18 protein-coding genes are annotated in these 22,250 nt (G+C 67.1%); 8 read left to right on the top strand and 10 right to left on the bottom strand.

Going from position 1 to position 22,250, the window contains the following annotated elements:
* From AABA51_RS03565 to metG, 5 genes are all read left to right on the top strand, one after another.
* Complete coding sequence (locus AABA51_RS03565) at window positions 1-1,425, top strand: NAD-dependent succinate-semialdehyde dehydrogenase (protein WP_338274475.1); 1,425 nt, start codon at window positions 1-3, stop codon at window positions 1,423-1,425.
* An 11-nt stretch (window positions 1,426-1,436) separates the two neighbouring features.
* Window positions 1,437-2,321, top strand: a complete 885-nt coding sequence (locus AABA51_RS03560) for a 2-oxo acid dehydrogenase subunit E2 (protein ID WP_338274473.1) — start codon at window positions 1,437-1,439, stop codon at window positions 2,319-2,321.
* Window positions 2,322-2,988: 667 nt separating this feature from the next.
* Window positions 2,989-4,203 carry an MFS transporter gene (locus AABA51_RS03555; RefSeq protein ID WP_338274471.1) on the top strand — a complete coding sequence of 405 codons (1,215 nt, stop codon included), beginning with the start codon at window positions 2,989-2,991 and terminating at the stop codon, window positions 4,201-4,203.
* A 101-nt stretch (window positions 4,204-4,304) separates the two neighbouring features.
* A complete protein-coding gene (locus AABA51_RS03550) occupies window positions 4,305-5,054 on the top strand; it encodes an SDR family NAD(P)-dependent oxidoreductase (RefSeq protein WP_338274469.1) in 750 nt (249 codons plus the stop codon).
* An 83-nt stretch (window positions 5,055-5,137) separates the two neighbouring features.
* Window positions 5,138-6,859 carry a methionine--tRNA ligase gene (metG, locus tag AABA51_RS03545; protein ID WP_338274467.1) on the top strand — a complete coding sequence of 574 codons (1,722 nt, stop codon included), beginning with the start codon at window positions 5,138-5,140 and terminating at the stop codon, window positions 6,857-6,859.
* A gap of 334 nt (window positions 6,860-7,193) precedes the next feature.
* Here metG and AABA51_RS03540 read toward each other — a convergent pair whose 3' ends face one another.
* The 10 genes from AABA51_RS03540 to coxB all read right to left on the bottom strand — a co-directional run bounded on the left by AABA51_RS03540 (window position 7,194) and on the right by coxB (window position 16,318).
* A complete protein-coding gene (locus AABA51_RS03540) occupies window positions 7,194-8,591 on the bottom strand; it encodes an FAD-binding oxidoreductase (protein WP_338274465.1) in 1,398 nt (465 codons plus the stop codon).
* 32 nt (window positions 8,592-8,623) lie between these two features.
* Window positions 8,624-9,208: a GNAT family N-acetyltransferase gene (locus AABA51_RS03535; protein WP_338276420.1), complete on the bottom strand. Its 585-nt coding sequence runs from the start codon at window positions 9,206-9,208 to the stop codon at window positions 8,624-8,626.
* The gene (locus tag AABA51_RS03530) at window positions 9,208-10,470 is read right to left on the bottom strand and encodes a M16 family metallopeptidase (RefSeq protein WP_338274463.1); all 1,263 of its coding nucleotides are present in this window, start codon (window positions 10,468-10,470) and stop codon (window positions 9,208-9,210) included. The genes AABA51_RS03535 and AABA51_RS03530 overlap by 1 nt, the downstream gene beginning before the upstream one ends.
* Entirely contained in the window at window positions 10,467-11,852 is a 1,386-nt protein-coding gene (thrC, locus tag AABA51_RS03525) for a threonine synthase (protein WP_338274461.1), read from the bottom strand. Before thrC ends, AABA51_RS03530 begins: the two co-directional genes overlap by 4 nt.
* Before the next feature lie 16 nt (window positions 11,853-11,868).
* On the bottom strand, window positions 11,869-12,543 hold the full coding sequence (locus AABA51_RS03520) for an SURF1 family protein (RefSeq protein WP_338274459.1): 675 nt from the start codon (window positions 12,541-12,543) through the stop codon (window positions 11,869-11,871).
* 234 nt (window positions 12,544-12,777) lie between these two features.
* Window positions 12,778-13,596, bottom strand: a complete 819-nt coding sequence (locus tag AABA51_RS03515; protein WP_338274457.1) for a cytochrome c oxidase subunit 3 — start codon at window positions 13,594-13,596, stop codon at window positions 12,778-12,780.
* Window positions 13,597-13,622: 26 nt separating this feature from the next.
* Window positions 13,623-14,207: a cytochrome c oxidase assembly protein gene (locus AABA51_RS03510; RefSeq protein ID WP_338274455.1), complete on the bottom strand. Its 585-nt coding sequence runs from the start codon at window positions 14,205-14,207 to the stop codon at window positions 13,623-13,625.
* Window positions 14,204-14,398, bottom strand: coding sequence for a hypothetical protein (locus AABA51_RS03505; protein ID WP_338274453.1), 195 nt, complete (start codon window positions 14,396-14,398; stop codon window positions 14,204-14,206). Before AABA51_RS03505 ends, AABA51_RS03510 begins: the two co-directional genes overlap by 4 nt.
* Window positions 14,398-15,336, bottom strand: coding sequence for a heme o synthase (gene cyoE / locus AABA51_RS03500; RefSeq protein WP_338274451.1), 939 nt, complete (start codon window positions 15,334-15,336; stop codon window positions 14,398-14,400). The genes AABA51_RS03505 and cyoE overlap by 1 nt, the downstream gene beginning before the upstream one ends.
* A 91-nt stretch (window positions 15,337-15,427) precedes the next feature.
* On the bottom strand, window positions 15,428-16,318 hold the full coding sequence (coxB, locus tag AABA51_RS03495; RefSeq protein ID WP_338274449.1) for a cytochrome c oxidase subunit II: 891 nt from the start codon (window positions 16,316-16,318) through the stop codon (window positions 15,428-15,430).
* A gap of 195 nt (window positions 16,319-16,513) precedes the next feature.
* Here coxB and tldD point away from each other — a divergent pair, with 195 nt between their 5' ends.
* The 3 genes from tldD (at window position 16,514) to topA (ending at window position 22,210) form a co-directional block, all read left to right on the top strand.
* Window positions 16,514-17,938, top strand: coding sequence for a metalloprotease TldD (tldD, locus tag AABA51_RS03490; RefSeq protein ID WP_338274448.1), 1,425 nt, complete (start codon window positions 16,514-16,516; stop codon window positions 17,936-17,938).
* Between the two features lie 195 nt (window positions 17,939-18,133).
* Window positions 18,134-19,336, top strand: a complete 1,203-nt coding sequence (dprA, locus tag AABA51_RS03485) for a DNA-processing protein DprA (protein WP_338274445.1) — start codon at window positions 18,134-18,136, stop codon at window positions 19,334-19,336.
* Window positions 19,337-19,477: 141 nt separating this feature from the next.
* Window positions 19,478-22,210: a type I DNA topoisomerase gene (gene topA / locus AABA51_RS03480; RefSeq protein ID WP_338274444.1), complete on the top strand. Its 2,733-nt coding sequence runs from the start codon at window positions 19,478-19,480 to the stop codon at window positions 22,208-22,210.
* Window positions 22,211-22,250: the final 40 nt, after the last annotated feature.

Genomic DNA, 22,250 nt, shown 5'->3' with positions numbered 1-22,250 from the left:
ATGCTTCATACCGACCTCTACATCGACGGCGCATGGCACAAGACCGACACGCGCTTCGACGTGATCAACCCGGCCACGGAACAGGTCATCGCCTCCGTCGCCTCTGCCGAGATCGCGGATGCCGATGCAGCCCTCGATGCCGCCGAACGCGCCATGGCCGATTGGGCCAAGCGCACACCCCGCGACCGCTCCGAGGTGCTGCGCCGCGCCTGGGAACTCATGACCGCCCGGCTCGAGGATTTCGCCCGCCTCATCACGCTCGAAAACGGCAAGGCGCGCGCCGATGCCATGGGCGAGGCCGCCTATGCCGCCGAATTCTTCCGCTGGTTCGCCGAAGAAGCCGTGCGCGCCGATGGAATGATCACGCGCGCCCCGGCATCGGGCGCCCGCATAATGGTCCAGCACAAGCCCGCGGGCCTTGCCGTTCTGATCACGCCCTGGAACTATCCCGCCGCCATGGGCACGCGGAAAATCGCGCCGGCGCTCGCGGCAGGCTGCGCCGTGATCATCAAACCGGCCTCCGAGACGCCCCTCACCATGCTCGCGCTGATGCCCCTGTTGGAAGAGGCGGGCGTGCCCAAGGGCCTTGTGAACGTGCTGCCCTCGAAACGCACGGGCGCGCTGGTCGATCACATGCTGCACGACCCCCGCGTCCGCGTGGTCAGCTTCACCGGCTCTACGGGCGTGGGCCGCACGCTTCTGAAATCCGCCGCCGACCAGGTGCTGAAACCGGCCATGGAACTGGGCGGCAATGCGCCGGTCCTGGTGCTCCATGACGCCGACATGGACACCGCCATAAACGGCACGATGCTCGCCAAGATGCGCAACCTGGGCGAGGCCTGCACCGCCGCCAACCGCATCTATGTGCACGAGAGCATCGCCGCCGAATTCACCCAGCGCCTTGCCGCGCGGATGTCGGCGCTGAAAGTCGGCGATGGCAGCGATCCCGGCGTCGATGTCGGCCCGCTGGTCAATGCAGGCACCCGCGACAAGGTGGCGGCCTTCGTCGCCGATGCGCTGGCCAAGGGCGCGACGCTCGAATGCGGCGGCACGATCCCCGAGGGTCCGGGCTATTTCTACCCGCCCACGGTCCTGTCGAATGTCCCGCAGGATGCCGATTGCGTCCATGACGAGATCTTCGGCCCCGTGGCCGCGATCCAGACCTTCACCGACGAGGAAGACGCCATCGCGCGCGCCAATGCCACCGAATACGGGCTTGTCGCTTACGTCTTCAGCCGCGATTTCCGCCGCGCGATGCAGGTTTGCGAGCGGCTCGATTACGGCATGGTGGGCCTGAACCGGGGTCTCGTCTCCGACCCGGCAGCCCCCTTTGGCGGGACCAAGCAATCGGGCTTGGGTCGCGAGGGCGGGCATGAGGGGATGCTCGAATTCATGGAAACCCAGTACATCTCGGCTGATTGGTAAGGGACGCGACCATGACAGATATCGCAGCCAGCCCCACCACCCGGCGTCTCGCACTGGAAAAGGGCATCGACATCGACGCGCTGGCCCAGCGCCTCGGGCGCACCACGATCGGCCCCGAGGATCTGGCGGGCGCGGCCCCCGCCCCCGCCTCTGCGCCCGCCGCCGATACCGCCTATTGGGATGTGGACCATGCCGCCCATGGCCCGGTGACCCATGAAAAGATGAGCCGCTTCGCCCAGGTCGCCGCCCGCAACCTCGCGGCGGCCCAGATGCTCATCCCCGCCGTCACCCACCACGACCGCGCCGACATGACCGCCATCGAGAGCCTGCGCAAAGCCTGGCGCCCCGAGGCCGAGGCGCGCGGCGTGAAACTGACGGCGCTGGCCTTCCATGTCGCGGCCCTGGCGCGCAGCCTTCGCGCCTTTCCCCGCTTCAACGCCTCGCTCTCGCCCGATGGCGAGACGCTGATCCTCAAGGAGTACGTCCATATCGGCATCGCCGTGGACACCGAACATGGCCTCATGGTTCCCGTGATCCGCAACGCCGACCGCAAGGGGCTCTGGACCATCGCGGCCGAGATCGCGGATCTCGCCGCCCGCGCGCAGGCCCGCAAGATCGGCCCGCAAGAGATGGGCGGCGCCTCCATGACCATCACCAACCTGGGCGGCATCGGCGGCACGGCCTTCACCCCCATCGTGAACCCGCCCGAAGTGGCGATCCTCGGCCTGACGCGCACGGAAACCGTGACCGTCTGGGAGGGCGACACGCCGCGCCCGGTGCCCATGGTGCCCCTCGATCTCTCCTATGACCACCGCGTGATCAACGGGGCCGACGCCGCGCGCTTCCTGTCGCATTACGCAAGGCTCATCGCCGATCCCCGCCGGATGCTGATCTGACCGGGGGCGGGCCCCGCCCGCCCCCCTCCGACCTCGGCAAGTCGACACCGTCCTTCCCCGGGGCCTCCGCCCCTTGCCGCCGCAACGCGCCACCGGGCGCGAGGGGGAACACGCGGGGCGGAGAGGCGGTCGATGCCGACCCCCAAACCGCCCGTAGAGGAACGGGTGCAAGGGACGAAGGCCATGACCGGGGCCTCAGCCCGGCCCGAAGCCGCCAAGCGCTCAACCGCTCCGTGCAAGGGGAATGGTGCGGGGTTTGGTCGAAAGCGGCGGGAGGGACGTGGACGGGGTGGAGGTTCATTCACTGCACGGCGAAAGACGGCTTGGAGCCTCTTGCCTTTGTCATGAGGAGCCGCGCGTCGACGGGCCGCGGTACGGCGATCCGTCGGTAGAGCCTTGTGCTTTATGCCAGCCAAGTCCGGAAAAGGTCGAAACGGCGCGCTGGCGTCGACAAATCGCCGGGCCGGGGGGCGGCCCGTCGATGCGCGGCGGCCTGCGGCCTTGGGTCCGCGCGGGTGCGCCGTTCGAACGTCCGCTTTGTCCCGCGTTGGAGACCTTGGCGCCCATCACCCCCCGAAAACCGACCCCCTTCTGACGAAAACACACGTGCATCCCGCCTCCCGGCCCGCTACGCAAGACGGACAAGACCCCAAGGCCCCCCGACCCGATGCGCCTCATCATCTCCTTCGCCGCGCTGTTTCTCTCGGTGCTGCTCTTGCAACTCTCCTCGGGCGGCGTGGGGCCGCTCGACGTGCTCTCGGGCACGGAGCTGGGCTTCACCAACGGGCAGATCGGCCTTCTGGGCTCCGCGCATTTCTTCGGCTTCTTCATCGGCTGCTGGTGGGCCCCGCGCGTCATGGGCTCGGTCGGCCATTCCCGCGCCTTCGCGGCCTTCATCGCGGCAGGCGCCATCGGGCTTCTGGCCCATATGATGGTCGTCGACCCCTATGCCTGGTCGCTGATGCGCGCGGCGACCGGCTTTTGCGTGGCGGGCTGCTACACGGTGATCGAGGCGTGGTTGCAGGCCAAGACCGACAATGCCAACCGGGGCCGCACCATGGGCACCTACCGCATGGTCGATACCGGCGGCAGCCTGGTCGCGCAGCTGATGATCGGGGTTCTCGATCCGGCCTCCTATGTCTCCTACAACCTCCTGGGCATCCTGTGCATCGCAGCACTTCTGCCGCTGACGCTGACCCGCACCCCCCAGCCCGAAACGGGTGAGGCCCCGCGCCTGCGCCCCGGTCTTGCCTGGCGGCTCTCGCCCCTTGCGGTGGCGGGCGTCATCACCTCGGGCGTCTCGGGCGCGGCCTTTCGCATGGTGGGCCCGCTCTATGGCGCGCAGGTGGGGCTGACCGCCGACCAGATCGGCCTGTTTCTCGCGGCCTATGTCCTTGGCGGGGCCTTCGCGCAATGGCCCGCAGGCTGGGCCGCCGACCGCCATGACCGCCGCACGGTCCTGATGTGGTTTTCGGTCTTTTCCATCGCGGCCTGCGGCGTGACCGTCGGCTTTTCCGGCCTTGGCGTGATCGCGATCTTTTTCGCGGCGCTCGTCTTCGGGGCGGCGACCTTTCCGATCTATTCCATCGCCGCCGCCCATGCCCATGACTGGGCCGAGGATGACCAGCGGGTCGAATTGTCCGCAGCCCTCATGTTCTTCTATGCGCTGGGGGCCATCGCCGCCCCCGTCGTCACCGCATGGCTGATCGCGGCCTATGGCCCGGCGGCGCTTTTCGCGCTGATCGCGCTCGCGCATGTGGGGCTCGTGATCTTCGGCCTGATCCGCATGCGCCGCCGCCCCGCCGCGGGCATGCGCAACCCCTATGTCTGGATCCCGCGGACCTCCTTCCTTGTCGGGCGCATCTTCCGCCGCCCGCGCTGACCCTTTCCCCTCCCCCGTCCTTGATCCCGGACAAGGTGGCCCCCCGCCATCCGTGCCAGCCTTGCCCCATCTCACGGACCAGACCCAAGGGGGACACCACCATGGACATTCGTTTCGACGGGAAAACCGCCATCGTCACCGGGGCTGCCTCGGGCATCGGCCTTGCCATCGCGCGCGAGCTTGCCGAAAGCGGCGCGCGCGTCCTTCTGGCCGATCTCGACATGGCCAAGACGACAGCCGCAGCCCGGGCCATCGGCCATGATGCCCTTGCCATCGCCGCCGATGTCTCCGACGCCCACCAGGTCGCGCGCATGGTCGATGCCGCCGTGACACGGACAGGGGGCCTGCACCTCCTGGTGAACAATGCAGGCATCGGCGGACCGCTCGCCCCCTTGGGCGAATATCCCCTCGACGGCTGGCACAGGGTCATCGACGTGAACCTCCATGGCGTCTTCTACGGCATGCGCCACGCCATCCCCGCCATGAAAGCCTCCGGCGCGGGGGGGGCGATCGTCAACATCTCCTCCATTCTCGGCACCGTGGGCTTTGCCGGGGCCTCCGCCTATGTCGCGGCCAAACATGCGCTTTTGGGTCTGACGCGGGCCGCGGCGCTCGACCATGCCGCCGACAAGATCCGCGTCAATGCCGTGGGGCCCGCCTTCATCCACACGCCGCTGGTCGAAGCGGCCCTTGACGCCGACACCCGAAAAGCCCTCGAAGGGATGCATGCCCTCAAGCGCATGGGCACCCCGGAAGAGGTCTCTTCCCTCGTCTGCTACCTCCTGTCGGACCGCGCCGCCTTCGTCACCGGCTCCTACCACCTCGTCGACGGCGGCTATACCGCGCAGTAAACCTGCCCTCTGGCCTTGCCCGCGCCCGCCCGCTAAACGGGGCCTCACGCGCATCCGACGGGCAAGAAGGGCAAGGCACGGCCATGGCACGCATCCTCATCACCTCGGCGATCCCCTATATCAACGGGATCAAGCACCTGGGCAATCTGGTGGGCAGCCAGCTGCCCGCCGATCTCTTCGCCCGCTACAAGCGCGCCCGCGGCGACGAGGTGCTGTTTCTCTGCGCCACCGACGAACACGGCACCCCCGCCGAGCTTGCCGCCGCCAAGGCCGGCAAACCCGTGGCCGACTACTGCGCCGAGATGTGGGCCGTGCAGGACGCGCTCGGGCGCGGCTTCCGGCTGTCCTTCGACCATTTCGGCCGCTCCTCCTCGCCCCAGAACCACCGCCTGACCCAGCATTTCGCGGGCCGTCTGGCCGAGGCCGGCCTGATCCGCGAAGTCGCCGAGAAACAGGTCTATTCCAACGCCGACGGCCGCTTCCTGCCCGACCGCTACATCGAGGGCACCTGCCCCAATTGCGGCTATGACAAGGCGCGCGGGGATCAATGCGAGAATTGCACCAAGCAGCTCGACCCCACCGACCTCATCAACCCCCGCTCCGCGATCTCCGGCTCCACCGACCTCGAGGTGCGCGAGACCAAGCATCTCTACCTGCGCCAATCGGCCATGCGCGACCAGCTGCGCGCCTGGATCGACAGCAAGACGGACTGGCCGATCCTGACCACGTCGATCGCCCGCAAATGGCTCGACGATGGCGACGGGCTGCAGGATCGCGGCATCACCCGCGACCTCGACTGGGGCATCCCGGTGAAAAAGGGCGATCAGGATTGGCCGGGGATGGAGGGCAAGGTCTTCTACGTCTGGTTCGACGCCCCCATCGAATACATCGCCTGCGCCGCCGAATGGGTCGAGGCGGGCAAGGGCCCCGGATCGGAGAAAGGTTGGGAACGCTGGTGGCGCACCGACAAGGGCGCAGAGGACGTGCGCTACGTCCAGTTCATGGGCAAGGACAACGTGCCCTTCCACACGCTCTCCTTCCCCTCCACGATCCTCGGCTCGGGCGAGCCGTGGAAGCTCGTCGATTACATCAAATCCTTCAACTACCTGAATTATGACGGCGGCCAGTTCTCCACCAGCCAGGGGCGCGGCGTCTTCATGGACCAGGCGCTCGAGATCCTGCCCGCCGATTACTGGCGCTGGTGGCTCCTGTCCCATGTCCCCGAAACCTCGGACACGGAATTCACCTGGGAGGCGTTCCAACAGGACGTGAACAAGGACCTCGCCGATGTCCTTGGCAATTTCGTGAGCCGGATCACCAAGTTCTGCCGCTCCAAATTCGGCGAGACCGTGCCCGAGGGCGGCAGCTACGGCCCGCAGGAGGCGGCGCTCATCGCCGATCTGGACACCCGCCTGCGCCGCTACGAGGCGCATATGGACGCGATCGAGATCCGCAAGGCCGCGGCCGAGCTGCGCGCGATCTGGGTCGCAGGCAACGAATACCTGCAATCGGCAGGCCCCTGGACCGTGTTCAAGGAAGACCCCGTCCGCGCCGCAGCCATCACGCGGCTCGCGCTGAACCTCATCCCCTTCTATGCGGGCCTCTCCGCGCCCTTCATCCCCGATGCGGCCCGGACCATGGCCGACGCCATGGGCATGAACCCCACCTGGCCCGAAAGCGCCGAAACGGCACTCGCCGCCCTGAAGCCGGGACAGGCTTTCACCGTGCCCGACGTGCTCTTCGCCAAGATCGACGACGCCACGCGGGAGGATTGGGCCGCGCGCTTCGCAGGCGTCCGGGGCTGACGGAGAGGGCGGAGGGGGGCCAGCCCCCCGTCGCGCCTTGCGCGCCTCCCCCGGGATATTTGGAAAACAGAGACGGCTCTAAACGCTTTCTTTACCCTTTTCGGCGCAGGCTGGTCTTGCGGTACAGGCGGGGACGCCGATGACCGCAAACGGAGAAGCCCCGACCGGCTGCTTGACCGGTCGGGGTCATCCTTGTCCCCATCTTCTCTGTTTCAAAAATATCCCCGCCGGAGGCTCCCACAGACCCCACAGGCCCGCCGCCAGCCATGGCACCGGATACGCCACCACCCCAAGGAGCGCCCCCAACAGGGGCGCGAGGCGGGGCCCCGGCCCGTCAGGCCCGCAGCACCGCGCCTGGGTTCAGGATGCCCAGCGGGTCCAGCGCCGCCTTGATCGCGCGCATCGCCTTGAGCTTGCCCGGATCGCCATAGCGCTCCAGGTCCTCGACCTTCAGCCGCCCGACCCCGTGTTCCGCCGAGACCGACCCGCCCAGCTCCTGCACCAGGTCATGGACCGCCCGCTTGATCGCGCCGCGCTGGTTCTCGTGATCGGCGCGCGATTTGCCGGGCATGGGAAAGACGTTGTAATGCAGGTTCCCGTCGCCCATGTGGCCGAAACAATTCAGCCGGAACTCCCCCACCGCGCCGATCCGTGCCGGGGCCTCCGCGATGAAGCGGGGCACGGCGGCAACAGGCACCGAGATGTCATGCGAGGAAACCGCCCCGATCCGGCGGTTGGCCGCCGGAATGTTTTCCCGAAGCGCCCAGAATTCGGCCCTCTGCGCCTCGGATTGCGCGATCACGCCGTCGCTGACCAGATCCTGCTCGAAGGCTTCGGCGAACAGCTCTTCCAGCGCCGCCTCGGGGCTTGTCCCCGCCCCCATGCCCAGATCGATCAGGCAGATCCAATCGGGGCGCGGATCGAAGGGCTGGCGCGTCTCGGGCCCCACCTCGTCGAGAAACATCAGCCCCTCGCGCCCGATCAGCTCGAAAGCCGAGAGCGAGGGGCCCACGCGCGCCTGCGCCAGTTTCAACAGGCCCAGCGCCGCCTCGGGCGAGGGCACGACCATCATCGCGGCCCCCACAGCCGCCGGTTTCGGGAAAAGCCTGAGCGAGGCTGCCGTGATCACCCCCAGCGTCCCCTCCGAGCCGATCAGCAGATGCCGCAGGTCATAGCCCGTGTTGTCCTTGCGCAGGGGCGACAGCGTGTCGATCACCGTGCCATCGGCCAGCACCGCCTCGACCCCCAGCACCAGATCGCGCGCATTGCCGTAGCGGATCACGTTCACCCCGCCCGCATTGGTGGCCAACAGCCCGCCCAACCGCGCCGATCCCTGGCTGGCCAGCGTGAGCGGGAAAATCCAATCCTCGGCCTCGGCGGCGGCATGGATCTCCGAGAGGATCGCGCCGGCCTCCACGATCATCGTGCCCGCCTCGGCATCGAAGTGCCGGATCACGCGCATCCGTTCCATCGACAAGATGACCGGCGGCGTGCCGTCTTCGGCCAATTGCCCGCCCACCAGCCCCGTGCCCCCGCCATAGGGGATGACCGGCGCGCGCAAGTCGCTGCACAGCCGCAGCACGGCTGCGACCTCCGCCACCGATCCCGGTGCCACGATGGCCGCCGCCTGCCCCTGCCAGCGCCCGCGCGGCTCCTCCAGGTAGCTCGGCGTCACCGCGCGCAGGGCTGCGGCCGGCAGGATCGCGGCCAGTCTTTCGGCGATCTCGGTCATTCTCTCGCTCCCCTCCTCGTGCCGGCAGGGCGTCACCCGATCTCGGTCCGCCCGCGCCGGTCATGGCGCAGATGCGCGTACAGCACATGGTTGCGCCAGCGCCCCGCGATCTGAAGATAGCTCTGCGCCACGCCTTCGTATTTGAACCCCGCCTTTTCCAGCACCCCGCGCGAGGCGGCGTTTTCCGGCAGGCAGGCGGCCTCGACCCGGCTCAGGTCCAATTCGCGAAACGCGTAATGGACCACCGCCCCGATCGCCTCCCGCATGTAGCCCTGGCGGGCATGGACCTCGCCGATCCAATAGCCCAGCGTCGCCGCCTGCGCAGGCCCCCGCCGGATATTGTCGAGCGTGATCGCCCCCAGCAGCACCTCGTCCGCGCGGCGAAAGATGAAGAGCGGCACGGCGCTCCCCTGCCCCAGCGCCCGTTGCGACCAATAGACCCGTCCCGTGAAACTCTTGCGGCTCAGATGGTCGGGGGCCCATGTCGGCTCCCAGGGCGTCAGGAAGGCGTGCGAGGCATCGCGCAGCGCCGCCCAGGACCGGTAATCGGCATGGCGCGGCAGCCGCAGCGTCAGCCGCTCGGTCTCCAGCCGCAGATGCCGTTTGCGCGCCAGCATCACGCCGCCAGACGCTCCCTGACCCGGCCCAGCTCGGGGGCCTTGGCCACCGGCCCGTAAAGCGCCATCGCCGCCTGCCCCGATGCGACCAGCGCCCCCGCATGGTCCCTGAGCCACGCCAGATTGACCGCATCGATCCGCGCAACCGTTTCCTCGAGCGGCGGCACCCGGTTCCAGATCGCCACCAGCCGCGCCAGGCGCTCCGCCCGGGACGAAGGGCTTTCCAGCCCCATCAAAAGCCCCGCCTTCATCTGCGCCCGAGCGCGGGCCAGTTCGGCCTCGCTCATATCCTCGGCCGAGCGGCGCAATTCATCCACTGTCAGCCCCACCAGCTCCGGCAATTCCTTGCCCGATGTCCCGGCATAGATCGTCAGCATCCCCGTATCGTCGTAACTCCCGACCGAGGCATAGATCGTGTAGCACAGGCCCCGCTTTTCCCGGATCTCCTGGAACAGCCTCGACGACATGCCGCCGCCAAGCGCACTGGCATAGATCTGGGCGGTATAGATATCGTCCGACCGGTAGCCGGGCGCCTCCAGCGCAAGGGTGAAATGCGCCTGTTCAAGCTTTTTCACCACCCGCCGCTCACCACCCGCGAAAACGGCGGGTTCCGGCACCACCGGCCGCGATGCCGGCAGATGGCCAAAGGCGGCCTCGGCCAGCCGCACGATCTCGTCGTGATCGACCGCGCCCGCCGCCGACAGGATCAGCTGGCCCGCCCCGTAATGCTCGGCCACGAACCGGTCGAAATCCCCCCGGTCAAAGGCCCGCACCCGCTCCGCCGGCCCCAGGATCGTGCGCCCCAGCGCCTGGCCCGGATAGGCCTCTTCCTGCAACCAGTCGAAAATGATGTCGTCGGGCGTATCGGCGGCCTGCCCGATCTCCTGCAAGATCACGCCCCGCTCCACCTCGATCTCGCGCGGATCGAACACCGGGTTCAGCACGATATCGGCGATCAGGTCGAGCGCGAGGGCCACATCCTGCCGCAACACCCGCGCGTAATAGGCCGTCACCTCGCGGCTCGTATAGGCGTTGATGTAACCGCCCACATCCTCGATCTCTTCGGCGATCTGAAGCGCGCTGCGCCGCGCCGTGCCCTTGAACGCCATGTGTTCCAGGAAATGCGCGACACCGTTTTGCTCGGGCGCCTCGTGGCGTCCCCCCGCCGAGACCCACAGGCCCAGCGCGGCGCTCTCCAGCCCCGGCATATGCTCGGTCACGACCCGCAGACCGTTCGACAATGTATGGACGGAGACGCTCACCGGGCCAACGCCTCGCGCACATGGGCCTCGAGGGCTGTCAGGTCATTGGGCACACGGCTCACCCGCTCGGGCCGCTCGAACAGATCCGCCATGCGCGCGGGCAGCGCGGGCCTGATGCCCGTGGCCGCCTCCACCGCATCGGGGAATTTCGCCGGATGCGCGGTGGCCAGCGTCACCATCGGCACCGCCCCCAGGAAATCTTGCGCCACATGCACACCCACCGCCGAATGCGGGCACAAAAGCTCGCCCATCTCGCCCCTTGATCGCGCGATCATGGCCGAGGTTTCGGCCTCCGACGCGCGCCCGCTCGCGAAATCGCTCCGCAACGCCTCCAGCGCCCCTTGGGAGATATGGAACCCCCCCGCCTTCAACTCCGCCATCAACTGCGCCACCGCCGCCCCGTCGCGCCCATAGGCATCGAACAGCGCGCGCTCGAAATTGGACGACACCTGGATATCCATCGACGGGCTGATCGAGGGGGCAACCCCTTGGGTCACGTAATCCCCCGTCGACAGCGCCCGGTGCAGGATATCGTTCTGGTTCGTCGCCACCACCAGCCGCGCGATGGGCAAGCCCATCCTCTTGGCCAGGTATCCGGCAAAGATATCGCCGAAATTCCCCGTCGGCACACAGAACGACACCTCGCGATGCGGTGCCCCCAGCGCCACGGCGGCGGTGAAATAATAGACCACCTGCGCCAGAACCCGGGCGAAATTGATCGAATTCACGCCCGCCAGCCGCACCTCGTCGCGAAAGACGAAATCGTTGAACATGTCCTTCAACCGCGCCTGCGCATCGTCGAACGTGCCGTCGATGGCCAGCGCATGGGCATTGGCCTCGGACACGGTCGTCATCTGGCGGCGCTGCACATCCGACACCCGGCCATGCGGGTAAAGGATGAAGACATCGACATTCTCGAGCCCCCGGAACGCCTCCATCGCCGCTGATCCGGTATCCCCGCTCGTGGCCCCCACGATGGTCACCCGCTCGCCCGACCGCGCCAGCGCCGTCTGGAACAGCTGGCCGATCAGCTGCATCGCGAAATCCTTGAAGGCCAGCGTCGGCCCGTGGAACAGTTCGAGCAGGAAATGATTGTCCTGCAATTGCTTGAGCGGCGCGCGCGCCGCATGGCCGAACCCCGCATAGGCCCGCGCGATGCAATCGCCGAATTCGGCGTCGGTGAAACTCTCGCCCACGAAGGGCCGCATCACGCGAAAGGCGACGTCCTCATAGGACAGGCCCGCCAGCGCCGCGATCTCGGCGGCACTCATGCGCGGCAGCGTCTCGGGCACGTAAAGCCCGCCATCGCGCGCCAATCCCGTCAGCATCGTGTCTTCGAAGGTGAGCACCGGGGCCTGACCCCGGGTCGAGATATAGCGCATGGGCCGAAACTGTCCCCTAATCTGGTCGCTGCCTGATACGCCAGAGCAGAAACACTGTCATCCCCAACCAGACCAGCGCCAGCAAAAACCATGTCACCGCGTAATTCAGGTGATCATTGGGAATGCCCTCGCTCGTCACCGGCAGGGGCGTCACCCCGGCCTCCGCAGGATCGAGCGCGCGCGCGATCACCAGCACGGGCTCCGTGCCCAGATGCGCGGCCATCACACCCACATCCCGCGCGAACCAGATATTGCCCGCGACATCGTTGTCCGGCGTGAACCCGTCGCGCTCCTCGGGCCAATGCAGATTGCCCAGAACCGCAACCATTCCCTCGGGCGGCGCGGGCAGGTCATCGGCCACCGGCAGCACCCCCCGGTCCAAGAGAACGCGCCGCCCGCCCTCGGTCTCCAGAACCGAAATCAGCCGATAGCCTGCCCCGATCCCGCGCTGGCTCACCAGAACGCGCAAGGCCTCCGCCCCGATCCGCCCCGAAACCGCGACCGGCAGGTAGCGATCGGCCTCCGCATCCGGCACCTCGGGCAGGGCCACGGGCGCATCCGCGATCCGCGCCTCGATCTCGGCCAGGATGCCTTCCTTCCAGCCCAGCCGCTGCAGCTGCCACACGCCCAGCGACACGAGGATGGCAATCCCCACAGCCCCAAAGACCGCAACGCTGATCATCCGCCCCATGGCATCCTCCAAGCAAAAGGCCCGCCGCATCTGGCAGGCCTTCACGTTTCATCAAGGTTAACGCCCCCACCCTTCATCTTGGCCCGAAAACTCCGGGGGGAGGCCGAAGGCCGGGGGGCAGAGCCCCCTTACTAAAAGAGGCGGGGCAGAGCCCCCCAAACTAAAGAATCTTGGCAGAGCCCCCTTTGGTCAGAAACGACGGACAAAGCCGGGGGCATCACCCCCGGCCCCGCCTCAACCGATCACGACCGCCTGGCCCCAGATGTAGACGGCCAGGAACAGGAACAGCCAGACCACATCGACGAAATGCCAGTACCAGGCCGCCGCCTCGAACCCGATATGCTTCTCGGCGGTGAAATGGCCCTTCAGCACCCGCAGCCAGCAGACGAACAGAAAGATCGTCCCGATGATCACATGCGCGCCATGGAACCCGGTGGCGAGAAAGAAGGTGGCAAAGAACTTGTCGCCGCCAAAGCTCCAGCCGTAATGCGCGATCAGCTCGTAATATTCGAACGCCTGCAACCCGGTAAAGATCAGGCCCAGCACCACGCCGATGATCAGACCGTTGGCCACGTCCTTGCGCGGGCCGCCATGGACCAGCGCATGGTGCGACCAGGTGACGGCGCAGCCCGACAACAGCAGGATCAGCGTGTTGATCAGCGGCAGGTGGAACGGGTCCACCGCGTAGATTTCCGGCGGCACATAGGCGGAGGCCACGTATTCGTTCATCGGGTAGAGCGCATGCTTGAAGAAGGCCCAGAACCACGCGACGAAGAACATCACCTCGGACATGATGAACATGATGAAGCCGTAGCGCAGGCCGATCCGCACCACCGGCGTGTGATCGCCCGCATTGCTTTCCGACACCACGTCGGCCCACCAGCCGAACATGACGTAAAGCGTGGCGACAAAGCCCATGGCGAACATCCAGGGCAGGCCGCCATGCATCCAGTTCACCGCCCCGAAGAGCATGACAAAGGCCGCACCGGCCGCCATCAGCGGCCAGATCGACGGGTTGATGATATGGTAATCGTGGTTCTTGGCATGGGCCATGGGTGTCGTCCTCGGTCCGGTTTTCTCTAGTTGGCCACGGGGGCCGGGGTGGCCAGCGCGGCATAATCCTCTGGGATGTCCGTCACGTGGAACGTGTAGGACAGGGTGATCGCGGGCGTGCCGCGGGCCTCCGGGTCGTCAAGAATGGCGGGATCGACAAAGAATGTCACCGGCATCTCCACCCGCTCGCCCGGCTGCAACACCTGCAACTCGAAGCAGAAGCAATGGATCTTGACGAAATATCCGCCCGTCTCGAAGGGCGCGACATTGAAGCTCGCCGTGCCCGCGATGGGCTCGTCGGTCGGGTTGTAGGCCTCGTAGAACGCCAGCCCCGTCTCCCCGATCCGGATGTCCATATGCGGCTGCATCGCCCGGAATTCCCAGGGCATGTCGCGCGCGCGGCTCGCGTCGAAGCGCACCCGGATCGTCTGGTCGAGCACCGTCTCGCTGCCCGCTTCCGCCACTTGCGTCGTCCCGCCAAAGCCCGTGACCCGGCAGAACCAGTCGTAGAACGGCACCGAGGCCCAGGCGAGCCCCCCCATCAGAACGATCACGCCCAGGCAGCGGGCGACGATCTGGCCGTTCGACAGCTTGGCGGTGGTCTCGCTCATCGGCCAGGCTCCACCGGCGGCGTGATCGACACACGCGGCGTGTGGTCAAAGGCCTCCATCGACGCGCCCTCGCGGATCTTGGCGATGGTCAGGCCGAATACGATGGCCGCGAACCCCACAAGGCTCAGCGCCACCCCGATGTTGCGCCCCATGCGGCGCTTGTGCAGGTCATGGGTCTGCGTGATCGGCATCAGAAAACCCCCCAGGCGCGCAACCCGGCATCCGCCAGCAGCGCACCGAAATGCAGGAACAGATAATAGAGCGAGAAGCGGAAGAACCGCTTTTCCACGACATAACCATCGGCCTGCGCGGCCTCCTCGGCCCGGCGCCAGATCTCCCACGCGCCCTTGAGGAAGATCGCGTTCAGAACCACCGCCGCCGCCAGGTAAACCGGGCCCGCCACGCTCGTCAGCCCCAGGCCCAGCGCCACGGGCACCAGCAGAACCGTGTAGATCCAGATCTGCCGCCGCGTCTCGGCGCGGCCATGGGTGACCGTCAGCATCGGCACCTTGGCCTCGTGGTAATCCGACTTCATGAACAGCGCGAGCGCCCAGAAATGCGGCGGCGTCCACATGAAGATCAGCGCGAACATCAGCACCGCCTCGAGGCTCACCGACCCCGTCGCCGCCGCCCAGCCGATCATCGGCGGGAAGGCACCGGCCGCCCCCCCGATCACGATGTTCTGCGGCGTCGCGCGCTTGAGCCACATCGTGTAGATCACCGCGTAGAAAAAGATGGTGAAGGCCAGGATGCCCGCCGCCAGCCAATTGGTCGCCAGCCCCAGCATCGCCACCGAAATCGCCGACAGCCACATCCCCAGCGACAGCGCCTCGCCCGCCGTGACCTTGCCCGCGGGCACCGGGCGCTTGGCGGTCCGGCGCATCACCGCGTCGATATCGGCATCATACCACATGTTCAGCGCGCCCGAGGCCCCGCCGCCCAGCGCGATGAACAAGATCGCGGTGAAGCCGATCATCGGATCGACCGGCACGGGGGCCACCAACAGCCCCACCAGCGCCGTGAAGACGACCAGCGACATCACCCGCGGCTTCAAAAGCGCGACGTAATCGCCGAACCGGGCCTCGCCCTCGGCGGTCTGGATGGTCGTGTTGGTCGTCAGGTCGCTCATGCGTCTTGTCGCTTCATCTTGACCGTAGGCCGGGCGTCTGCCCGGCCTTGCTTTCATTGCTCGGGCCGGGCCGCCGCCCCGCCCGTTCCGATCACTCGGCCGAGGCCAGCTCGATCACGCCCGGCGCGCGCATGTCGCCGATCGACGCGAATTCCTGCGCCTCGCCGTTGATCCAGGCGTCGTATTCTTCCTGTGTCACGGCAAAGACGGTGATCGGCATGAAGGCGTGGTTCACACCGCACAATTCCGAACACTGGCCGAAATAGACGCCTTCCTGGCCTTCCTCGACCTCGAACCACAATTCGGCCAGACGGCCCGGAACGCCGTCCTGCTTCACGCCGAACGCCGGAACGGTCCAGGAATGGATCACGTCGGCCGCCGTCACCTGCACCACCACGGTCGCGCCGGTCGGCACCACCATCGCGGTATCGGTCGCCAGCAGGTGCTCGTCGGGCGAATAGCCGAAATCGGCCAGTTCTTCCTCGGTCAGCATGAAGCTGTCATAGGCGATGCCATGCTCGGGATATTCATAGCCCCAGTACCACTGGTAGCCGGTGGCCTTCACCACGACATCCGCCTCGGGGATGGTCTGCTGCTTGAACAGCACCGGCAGCGAAAAGGCCCCGATCACGACCAGGATGATCAGCGGCACGACCGTCCAGGTCACCTCGATCTTGGTGTTGTGGGTGAATGTCGCGGGCGTGGGGTTGGCGCGCTCGTTGTGGCGGAACACCGACCACAAAAGCAGCGCGGTCACGAACAGCACGATGGCCGTCATGATCACGATGAGCAGGGCGTCCAGCGCCCGGATATCGCGCGCCAGTTCCGTCACACCGGGCTGAAAGCCCGTGGCCCCCGGCACCGGTGCCCCGATGATCTCGAGCCCGTCGCGCAGGCCCGCGGTCTGCGCTGCGACAGCGCCCGCGGCCAAGGTTGCACCAATCCCGGCCCAAAGGCCGTACAGCGTCTTGCGAAGCATCATTTCGGTCTGTCCTGTCGTTCGCGGCAAGCCGACCAGCGCGCTGGCGCGCGGCAGGCATACCGTTGCGTTCTGTCTGGCCAAGACCATATAGCTGAGGGCCGGGCAAGGCATTTGGTCTAAATGTCTCACCCCCTGCCCGATTGATCTGGATCATTTTTGCATCTTCAGCAAATCACCCCGCAAACCGGAGGCCCGATGTCCGAGCAAACCCCCTTCCGCCCCTTCGACACCCATCTCGACGAGGGCGCGGCGCTTGCGATCCTCAGGGCTGCAACCGACGGGGCCGAGGATGGCGAGCTGTTTCTCGAACGCCGCCGCTCCGAGGTGCTGGTGTTCGACGATGGCAGGGTCAAGACCGCAAGCTATGACGCCGCCGAAGGATTCGGCCTGCGCGCCGTCAAGGGCGAGGTCGCAGGCTACGCCCATTCCACCGAAATTTCCGAAAGCGCGCTCAAACGCGCCTCCGAAACCGCGCGCCTTGCCGTGGGCGCAGGCGGCGGCACTTTGGCCGATGCGCCCAAGGGCACCAATGCCCGCCTCTATACCGATGCCGATCCGATGAGCGGCGCGGAATTCTCCGTCAAGCTCGACACGCTCGCCCAGATCGACGCCTATGCCCGCGCGCTCGATCCCCGCGTGGTGCAGGTGTCCGCCTCCATGGCCGCCAGCCATCAGGAGGTCGAGATCCTCCGCCCCGAAGGCACCCGCACCCGCGACATCCGCCCGATGGTCCGCCTCAACGTCTCGGTGATCGTCGAAGAGAATGGTCGCCGCGAATCGGGCAGCGCGGGCGGCGGCGGCCGCATCGGCCTGACCGGTCTCCTGACCGCCGACCATTGGCAGGCACTGGCGCAAGAGGCTTTGCGCATCGCCGTCGTGAACCTCTCCGCCGAAGCCGCGCCTGCGGGCGTGATGGACGTGGTCCTCGGCCCCGGCTGGCCCGGCATCTTGCTGCACGAGGCCGTGGGCCACGGGCTCGAGGGCGATTTCAACCGCAAGAAACAATCGGCCTTCGCCGGATTGATGGGCCAGCGCGTCGCCGCCCCCGGCGTCACCGTTCTGGATGACGGCACCATCCCCGACCGGCGCGGCTCCATCACCGTCGATGACGAAGGCACGCCCAGCGCGAAAAACGTCCTGATCGAGGACGGCATTCTGGTGGGCTACATGCAGGACCGCCAATCCGCCCGCCTGATGGGTGTCGCCCCCACCGGCAACGGTCGGCGCGAAAGCTACGCCCATGCCCCCATGGCGCGGATGACCAACACCTACATGCTCGGCGGCGATGCCGATCCGGCGGGCATCCTGTCCGACCTCAAGTACGGGATCTATGCCGTGGGCTTCGGCGGCGGTCAGGTCGACATCACCAACGGCAAATTCGTGTTCTCCTGCACCGAGGCCTATCGCGTGAAAAACGGGGTCGTCGGCGCACCGGTCAAGGGCGCGACCCTGATCGGCGACGGCGCGACCGCGCTCCAGCAGATCCGCGCCATCGGCAACGACATGGCGCTCGACCCCGGCATGGGAAATTGCGGCAAGGCCGGTCAATGGGTGCCCGTGGGCGTGGGCCAGCCGACGCTCCTGATCGGCGGTCTCACCGTAGGCGGCTCTGCCGCCTGACGGGCGGGGATGGGCGGCATCGGGCCGCCCGACACCCCCCTCACGCAGGGTTTCCTGACGAAACCTTGCAAGCCGCGCGCGGCCTTAACGATCCATCAAGATGTGCCGCCGAAATTTAACCTTTCGGCAACGGATGCCGCCATTCCGTTCAGTTTTGGTAAGCATCCGTTAACCGATTGCCGCCAGTCTCGGCGCATGTGGAGCCTCTCCGAATCCTCGCCCGCCGCCCCCATCGCCCGGCCCGACACTTGGCGGGATTTCGGGGATGACGCCTTTTTCGAAGCGTCCACCTCCTACATCCCGCCCCCCGTCCGCGATCCTGCTGAACGGCTCGCCCGCCTGCGCCTCATCCGCTCCCGGCGCGTCGGTCCCGCCACCTATCTGCGCCTCATGGCCGAACACGGGTCAGCCAGCCAAGCGCTTGAGATATTGCCACAAATCGCCCGCGCTGCCGGGGTCGACAGCTACCAGCCCTGCCCCGAACCGGTGGCGCTGGCCGAACTGAAAGCCGCCAAACGCATGGGCGCCGCGCTCCTTTGCCTTGGCGATCCCGATTATCCCGCATCCCTCGCAGGCATCCCCGACGCCCCGCCCCTTCTCTGGGTCAAGGGCCATAACACCCTGTTTTCAAAGCCTGTTCTGGCCCTCGTCGGCACCCGCAACGCCTCCGCGCTCGGCAGTCGGATGGCCCGCAGCCTCGCCGCCGATCTGGGTGCGGCGGGGTTTGTCATCGCCTCCGGCCTTGCGCGCGGCATCGACGCGCTCGCCCATCGCGCCAGCCTCGACACCGGCACGATCGCGGTGATGGCGGGCGGGCTCGATGTGATCTACCCGACTGAAAACACGGGCCTTTTCCACGACATCGCCCAACGCGGACTTGTCGTTTCGGAAATGCCCTTCGGCTGCGAACCGCAGGCCCGCCACTTCCCCCGCCGCAACCGGATCGTGGCGGGCCTCGCCCAGGCCGTCATCGTGGTGGAGGCCGCCGTGCGCTCGGGTTCCCTCATCACCGCGCGCCTTGCATTGGAACAGGGGCGCGAGGTCATGGCCGTGCCCGGTCACCCGCTCGACAGCCGCGCGGGCGGCGGCAATCTCTTGATCCGCGACGGCGCAGCCCTGATCCGCAACGCCGAGGATGTCCTTGAAATCCTTGGCAATCCCACCGCCGCGCCCAAGCGGCCCCACCGCCCGGAAGCCGCACAAAACCCCAGCACACCCGCCCCCCAAGGCGGCGTCGAAGGCGCCATTCTCGCCATCCTCACCGAAACCCCCGTGGCCGAGGATCAGCTGATCCGCAGCCTTGGCCAACCGCCCCGCGCCGTGGCCCAGGCGCTTGCCATTCTCGAAATGGCAGGCCGCATCACGCGCGGCGCAGGCGGCATGGTCGCCCGCAGCTGACGACGGCCTTTCCGCCGCGACAGGAATTCCCGCATTGAAAATGCGGGCTTTTCCCCTCATCCCCTGCCGCATTGACAAGCCGGGCCCAGACCCCACATGGTCCGCCGCCACATGGCCCCCCGGCCCAACAGGAAGTTCCGCATGCCCGTCGTCGTCGTCGAATCGCCCGCCAAGGCCAAGACAATCAACAAGTATCTGGGCAGCGACTACACCGTTCTCGCCTCCTACGGCCATGTCCGCGACCTGCCTTCCAAGGACGGATCGGTCGACCCCGAGGCGGGATTCGCCATGGAATGGGAAATCGCAACCGACAGTCGCAAGCATGTCAAAGCCATCGCCGAGGCGCTGAAATCCGACCCCGTCCTGATCCTCGCCACCGACCCCGACCGCGAGGGAGAGGCGATTTCCTGGCACCTCCAGGAAGCCCTGACCAAGCAAAAGGCGATCAAATCCGGCACCGAGGTCAGCCGCGTGGTCTTCAACGCCATCACAAAATCCGCCGTGACCGAGGCGATGAAAAAGCCCCGTCAGGTCGATATGGAACTGGTCGAGGCCTATCTCGCCCGCCGCGCGCTGGATTACCTTGTGGGCTTCAACCTCTCGCCGGTGCTATGGCGCAAGCTGCCCGGCGCGAAATCGGCGGGCCGCGTGCAATCGGTGGCACTGCGCATCATCACCGACCGCGAGATGGAGATCGAGGCTTTCCGCGCCCGCGAATACTGGTCGGTCCGCGCCATGCTGCAAACGCCCCGCGGGCAAGAGGTCGAGGCGCGCCTGACCCATCTGCGCGGCAAGAAACTCGACCGCTATGACCTGGCCACCGCCGCCGAAGCGGGCCTTGCCGTGCAGGCCGTCGCCTCCCGCGCGCTCAGCGTCACCGATGTCGAGGCCAAGCCCGCCAACCGCAACCCCGCGCCGCCCTTCATGACCTCCACCCTCCAGCAGGAGGCGAGCCGCAAATACGGCATGGGCGCGCGCCAGACGATGAACGCGGCCCAGCGTCTCTATGAGGCGGGCCACATCACCTACATGCGGACCGACGGCATCGACATGGCCCCCGAGGCCGTCCACGCCGCCCGCGACACGATCAAGGCGCGTTACGGGGCAAATTACGTCCCCGCCGATCCGCGCATGTACAAGAACAAGGCCAAGAATGCGCAGGAAGCGCATGAATGCATCCGGCCCACGGACCTGTCGAAATCGCCCGACGACATCCGCCTGTCCGAGGATGACCAGCGCAAGCTTTACGACCTGATCTGGAAGCGCACCATCGCCAGCCAGATGGAGGCCGCCCGCCTCGAACGCACCACCGTCACCATCGCCAGCGCCGATGCGCAGGTCGAATTGCGCGCCACCGGGCAGGTCGTGCTGTTCGACGGTTTCCTCAAGGTCTACGAGGAAGGCCGCGACGACGAGACCGACGAGGACAGCCGCCGCCTGCCGCAGATGGCGCGTGGCGAGGCGTTGAAACCCGCCGCCGATGCGCTCAAGGGCGAATGGAAAAAGCTGTCGGGCGACGGTGCGACGACGCGGACCGGCGATCTCGCTACATCCGATGCCGCCCTTTTGTCCGCCGATGGCGCGACGCTCGGCCAGCAGCATTTCACCCAAGCCCCCCCCCGCTACACCGAGGCGACACTGGTCAAGCGGATGGAGGAACTGGGCATCGGGCGACCCTCGACCTATGCCAGCATCCTCGACACGATCGTGGCGCGCGGCTACGTCCGCAAGGACAAGAACCGCCTCATCCCAGAGGACAAGGGGCGGCTCGTCACGGCATTCCTCGTCAATTACTTCCGCCGCTACGTCGAATACGACTTCACCGCCGATCTGGAAAACCAGCTCGACGAGGTCAGCGCGGGCGACCGCGCCTACAAGGATGTTCTGACCGCTTTCTGGCGCGATTTCTCGGCCTCGCTGTCGGAAACCTCGGAACTGCGCATCACCGATGTGCTCGACAAGATCAACGAGGTGCTGGAGCCGCATCTCTTCCCGCCGCGCCCCGACGGGTCCGACCCGCGCGCCTGCCCGTCTTGCGGCGCGGGGCGGCTATCGATGCGGACCGCGCGCTCGGGCGGGGCCTTCATCGGCTGCTCGAACTATCCCGAATGCCGCTACACCCGCCCCTTCGGCCCCCCGAACCCCGAGGGCGATGACGGCACGGCCATCGGCCCGGATGGCAAGATGCTGGGCGTCGATCCCGATACGTCGGAACCCGTGACGCTGCGCGATGGGCGCTTTGGCCCCTATGTGCAGCTGGGCGACGCGACCGAGGACAATCCCAAACCCAAGCGCGCCTCCCTGCCCAAGGGTTGGCAGGCCGATGCGATGGACATCGACAAGGCGCTCAAGCTTCTGTCGCTGCCGCGCATGGTCGGCCCCCACCCCGAGGATGGCGCGCCGGTCGAGGCCGCGATCGGCCGCTTCGGCCCCTATGTCAGCTACAAGGCCAAGGAAGCCGCCAAGCCGCTCTACGCCAATCTCCCCGATGTGGAAGAGGTCTGGACCATCGGCATGAACCGCGCGGTGGAATTGCTGGCGGCCAAGGCCGCGGGCCGCAGCGGGCGCGGATCGGCCGCCGCCCCGCTCAAGGAACTGGGCGAGCATCCCGAACATGGCGGACCCATCCAGGTCATGCCGGGACGCTACGGGCCTTACGTGAAATGGGACAAGGTCAACGCCACGATCCCCAAGGATATCGCCCCCGAGGCGGTGACACTGGAACAGGCGGTCGAATGGATCGCCGAAAAGGCCGCGAAAGCCCCCGCCAAGGGCAAGGCAAAGGCAAAAGCTGCCAAGCCAAAGGCCGCCAAGACCACCAAGACCAAGGCGGCGGCGAAACCGAAGCCCAAGGCGGCGACCAAAAAGACCTGACCGCGCCGAGACATCGAAAAACTGCAGTTTTCCGCACCCG

The sequence above is a fragment of the Roseicyclus marinus genome (genome assembly GCF_036322625.1).
In the GTDB taxonomy this organism is placed as follows: domain Bacteria; phylum Pseudomonadota; class Alphaproteobacteria; order Rhodobacterales; family Rhodobacteraceae; genus Roseicyclus; species Roseicyclus marinus_A.
Note: the sequence above shows the minus strand (reverse complement) of the source record. Positions and strands in the feature narration are given on the sequence as shown.

Coding starts and splice junctions, on each gene's coding strand:
- AABA51_RS03565 (WP_338274475.1), top strand. CDS start 1: ATGCTTCATACCGACCTCTACATCGACGGCGCATGGCACAAGACCGAC.
- AABA51_RS03560 (WP_338274473.1), top strand. CDS start 1,437: ATGACAGATATCGCAGCCAGCCCCACCACCCGGCGTCTCGCACTGGAA.
- AABA51_RS03555 (WP_338274471.1), top strand. CDS start 2,989: ATGCGCCTCATCATCTCCTTCGCCGCGCTGTTTCTCTCGGTGCTGCTC.
- AABA51_RS03550 (WP_338274469.1), top strand. CDS start 4,305: ATGGACATTCGTTTCGACGGGAAAACCGCCATCGTCACCGGGGCTGCC.
- metG (WP_338274467.1), top strand. CDS start 5,138: ATGGCACGCATCCTCATCACCTCGGCGATCCCCTATATCAACGGGATC.
- AABA51_RS03540 (WP_338274465.1), bottom strand. CDS start 8,591: ATGACCGAGATCGCCGAAAGACTGGCCGCGATCCTGCCGGCCGCAGCC.
- AABA51_RS03535 (WP_338276420.1), bottom strand. CDS start 9,208: ATGCTGGCGCGCAAACGGCATCTGCGGCTGGAGACCGAGCGGCTGACG.
- thrC (WP_338274461.1), bottom strand. CDS start 11,852: ATGCGCTATATCTCGACCCGGGGTCAGGCCCCGGTGCTCACCTTCGAA.
- AABA51_RS03520 (WP_338274459.1), bottom strand. CDS start 12,543: ATGGGGCGGATGATCAGCGTTGCGGTCTTTGGGGCTGTGGGGATTGCC.
- AABA51_RS03515 (WP_338274457.1), bottom strand. CDS start 13,596: ATGGCCCATGCCAAGAACCACGATTACCATATCATCAACCCGTCGATC.
- AABA51_RS03510 (WP_338274455.1), bottom strand. CDS start 14,207: ATGAGCGAGACCACCGCCAAGCTGTCGAACGGCCAGATCGTCGCCCGC.
- AABA51_RS03505 (WP_338274453.1), bottom strand. CDS start 14,398: ATGCCGATCACGCAGACCCATGACCTGCACAAGCGCCGCATGGGGCGC.
- cyoE (WP_338274451.1), bottom strand. CDS start 15,336: ATGAGCGACCTGACGACCAACACGACCATCCAGACCGCCGAGGGCGAG.
- coxB (WP_338274449.1), bottom strand. CDS start 16,318: ATGATGCTTCGCAAGACGCTGTACGGCCTTTGGGCCGGGATTGGTGCA.
- tldD (WP_338274448.1), top strand. CDS start 16,514: ATGTCCGAGCAAACCCCCTTCCGCCCCTTCGACACCCATCTCGACGAG.
- dprA (WP_338274445.1), top strand. CDS start 18,134: ATGTGGAGCCTCTCCGAATCCTCGCCCGCCGCCCCCATCGCCCGGCCC.
- topA (WP_338274444.1), top strand. CDS start 19,478: ATGCCCGTCGTCGTCGTCGAATCGCCCGCCAAGGCCAAGACAATCAAC.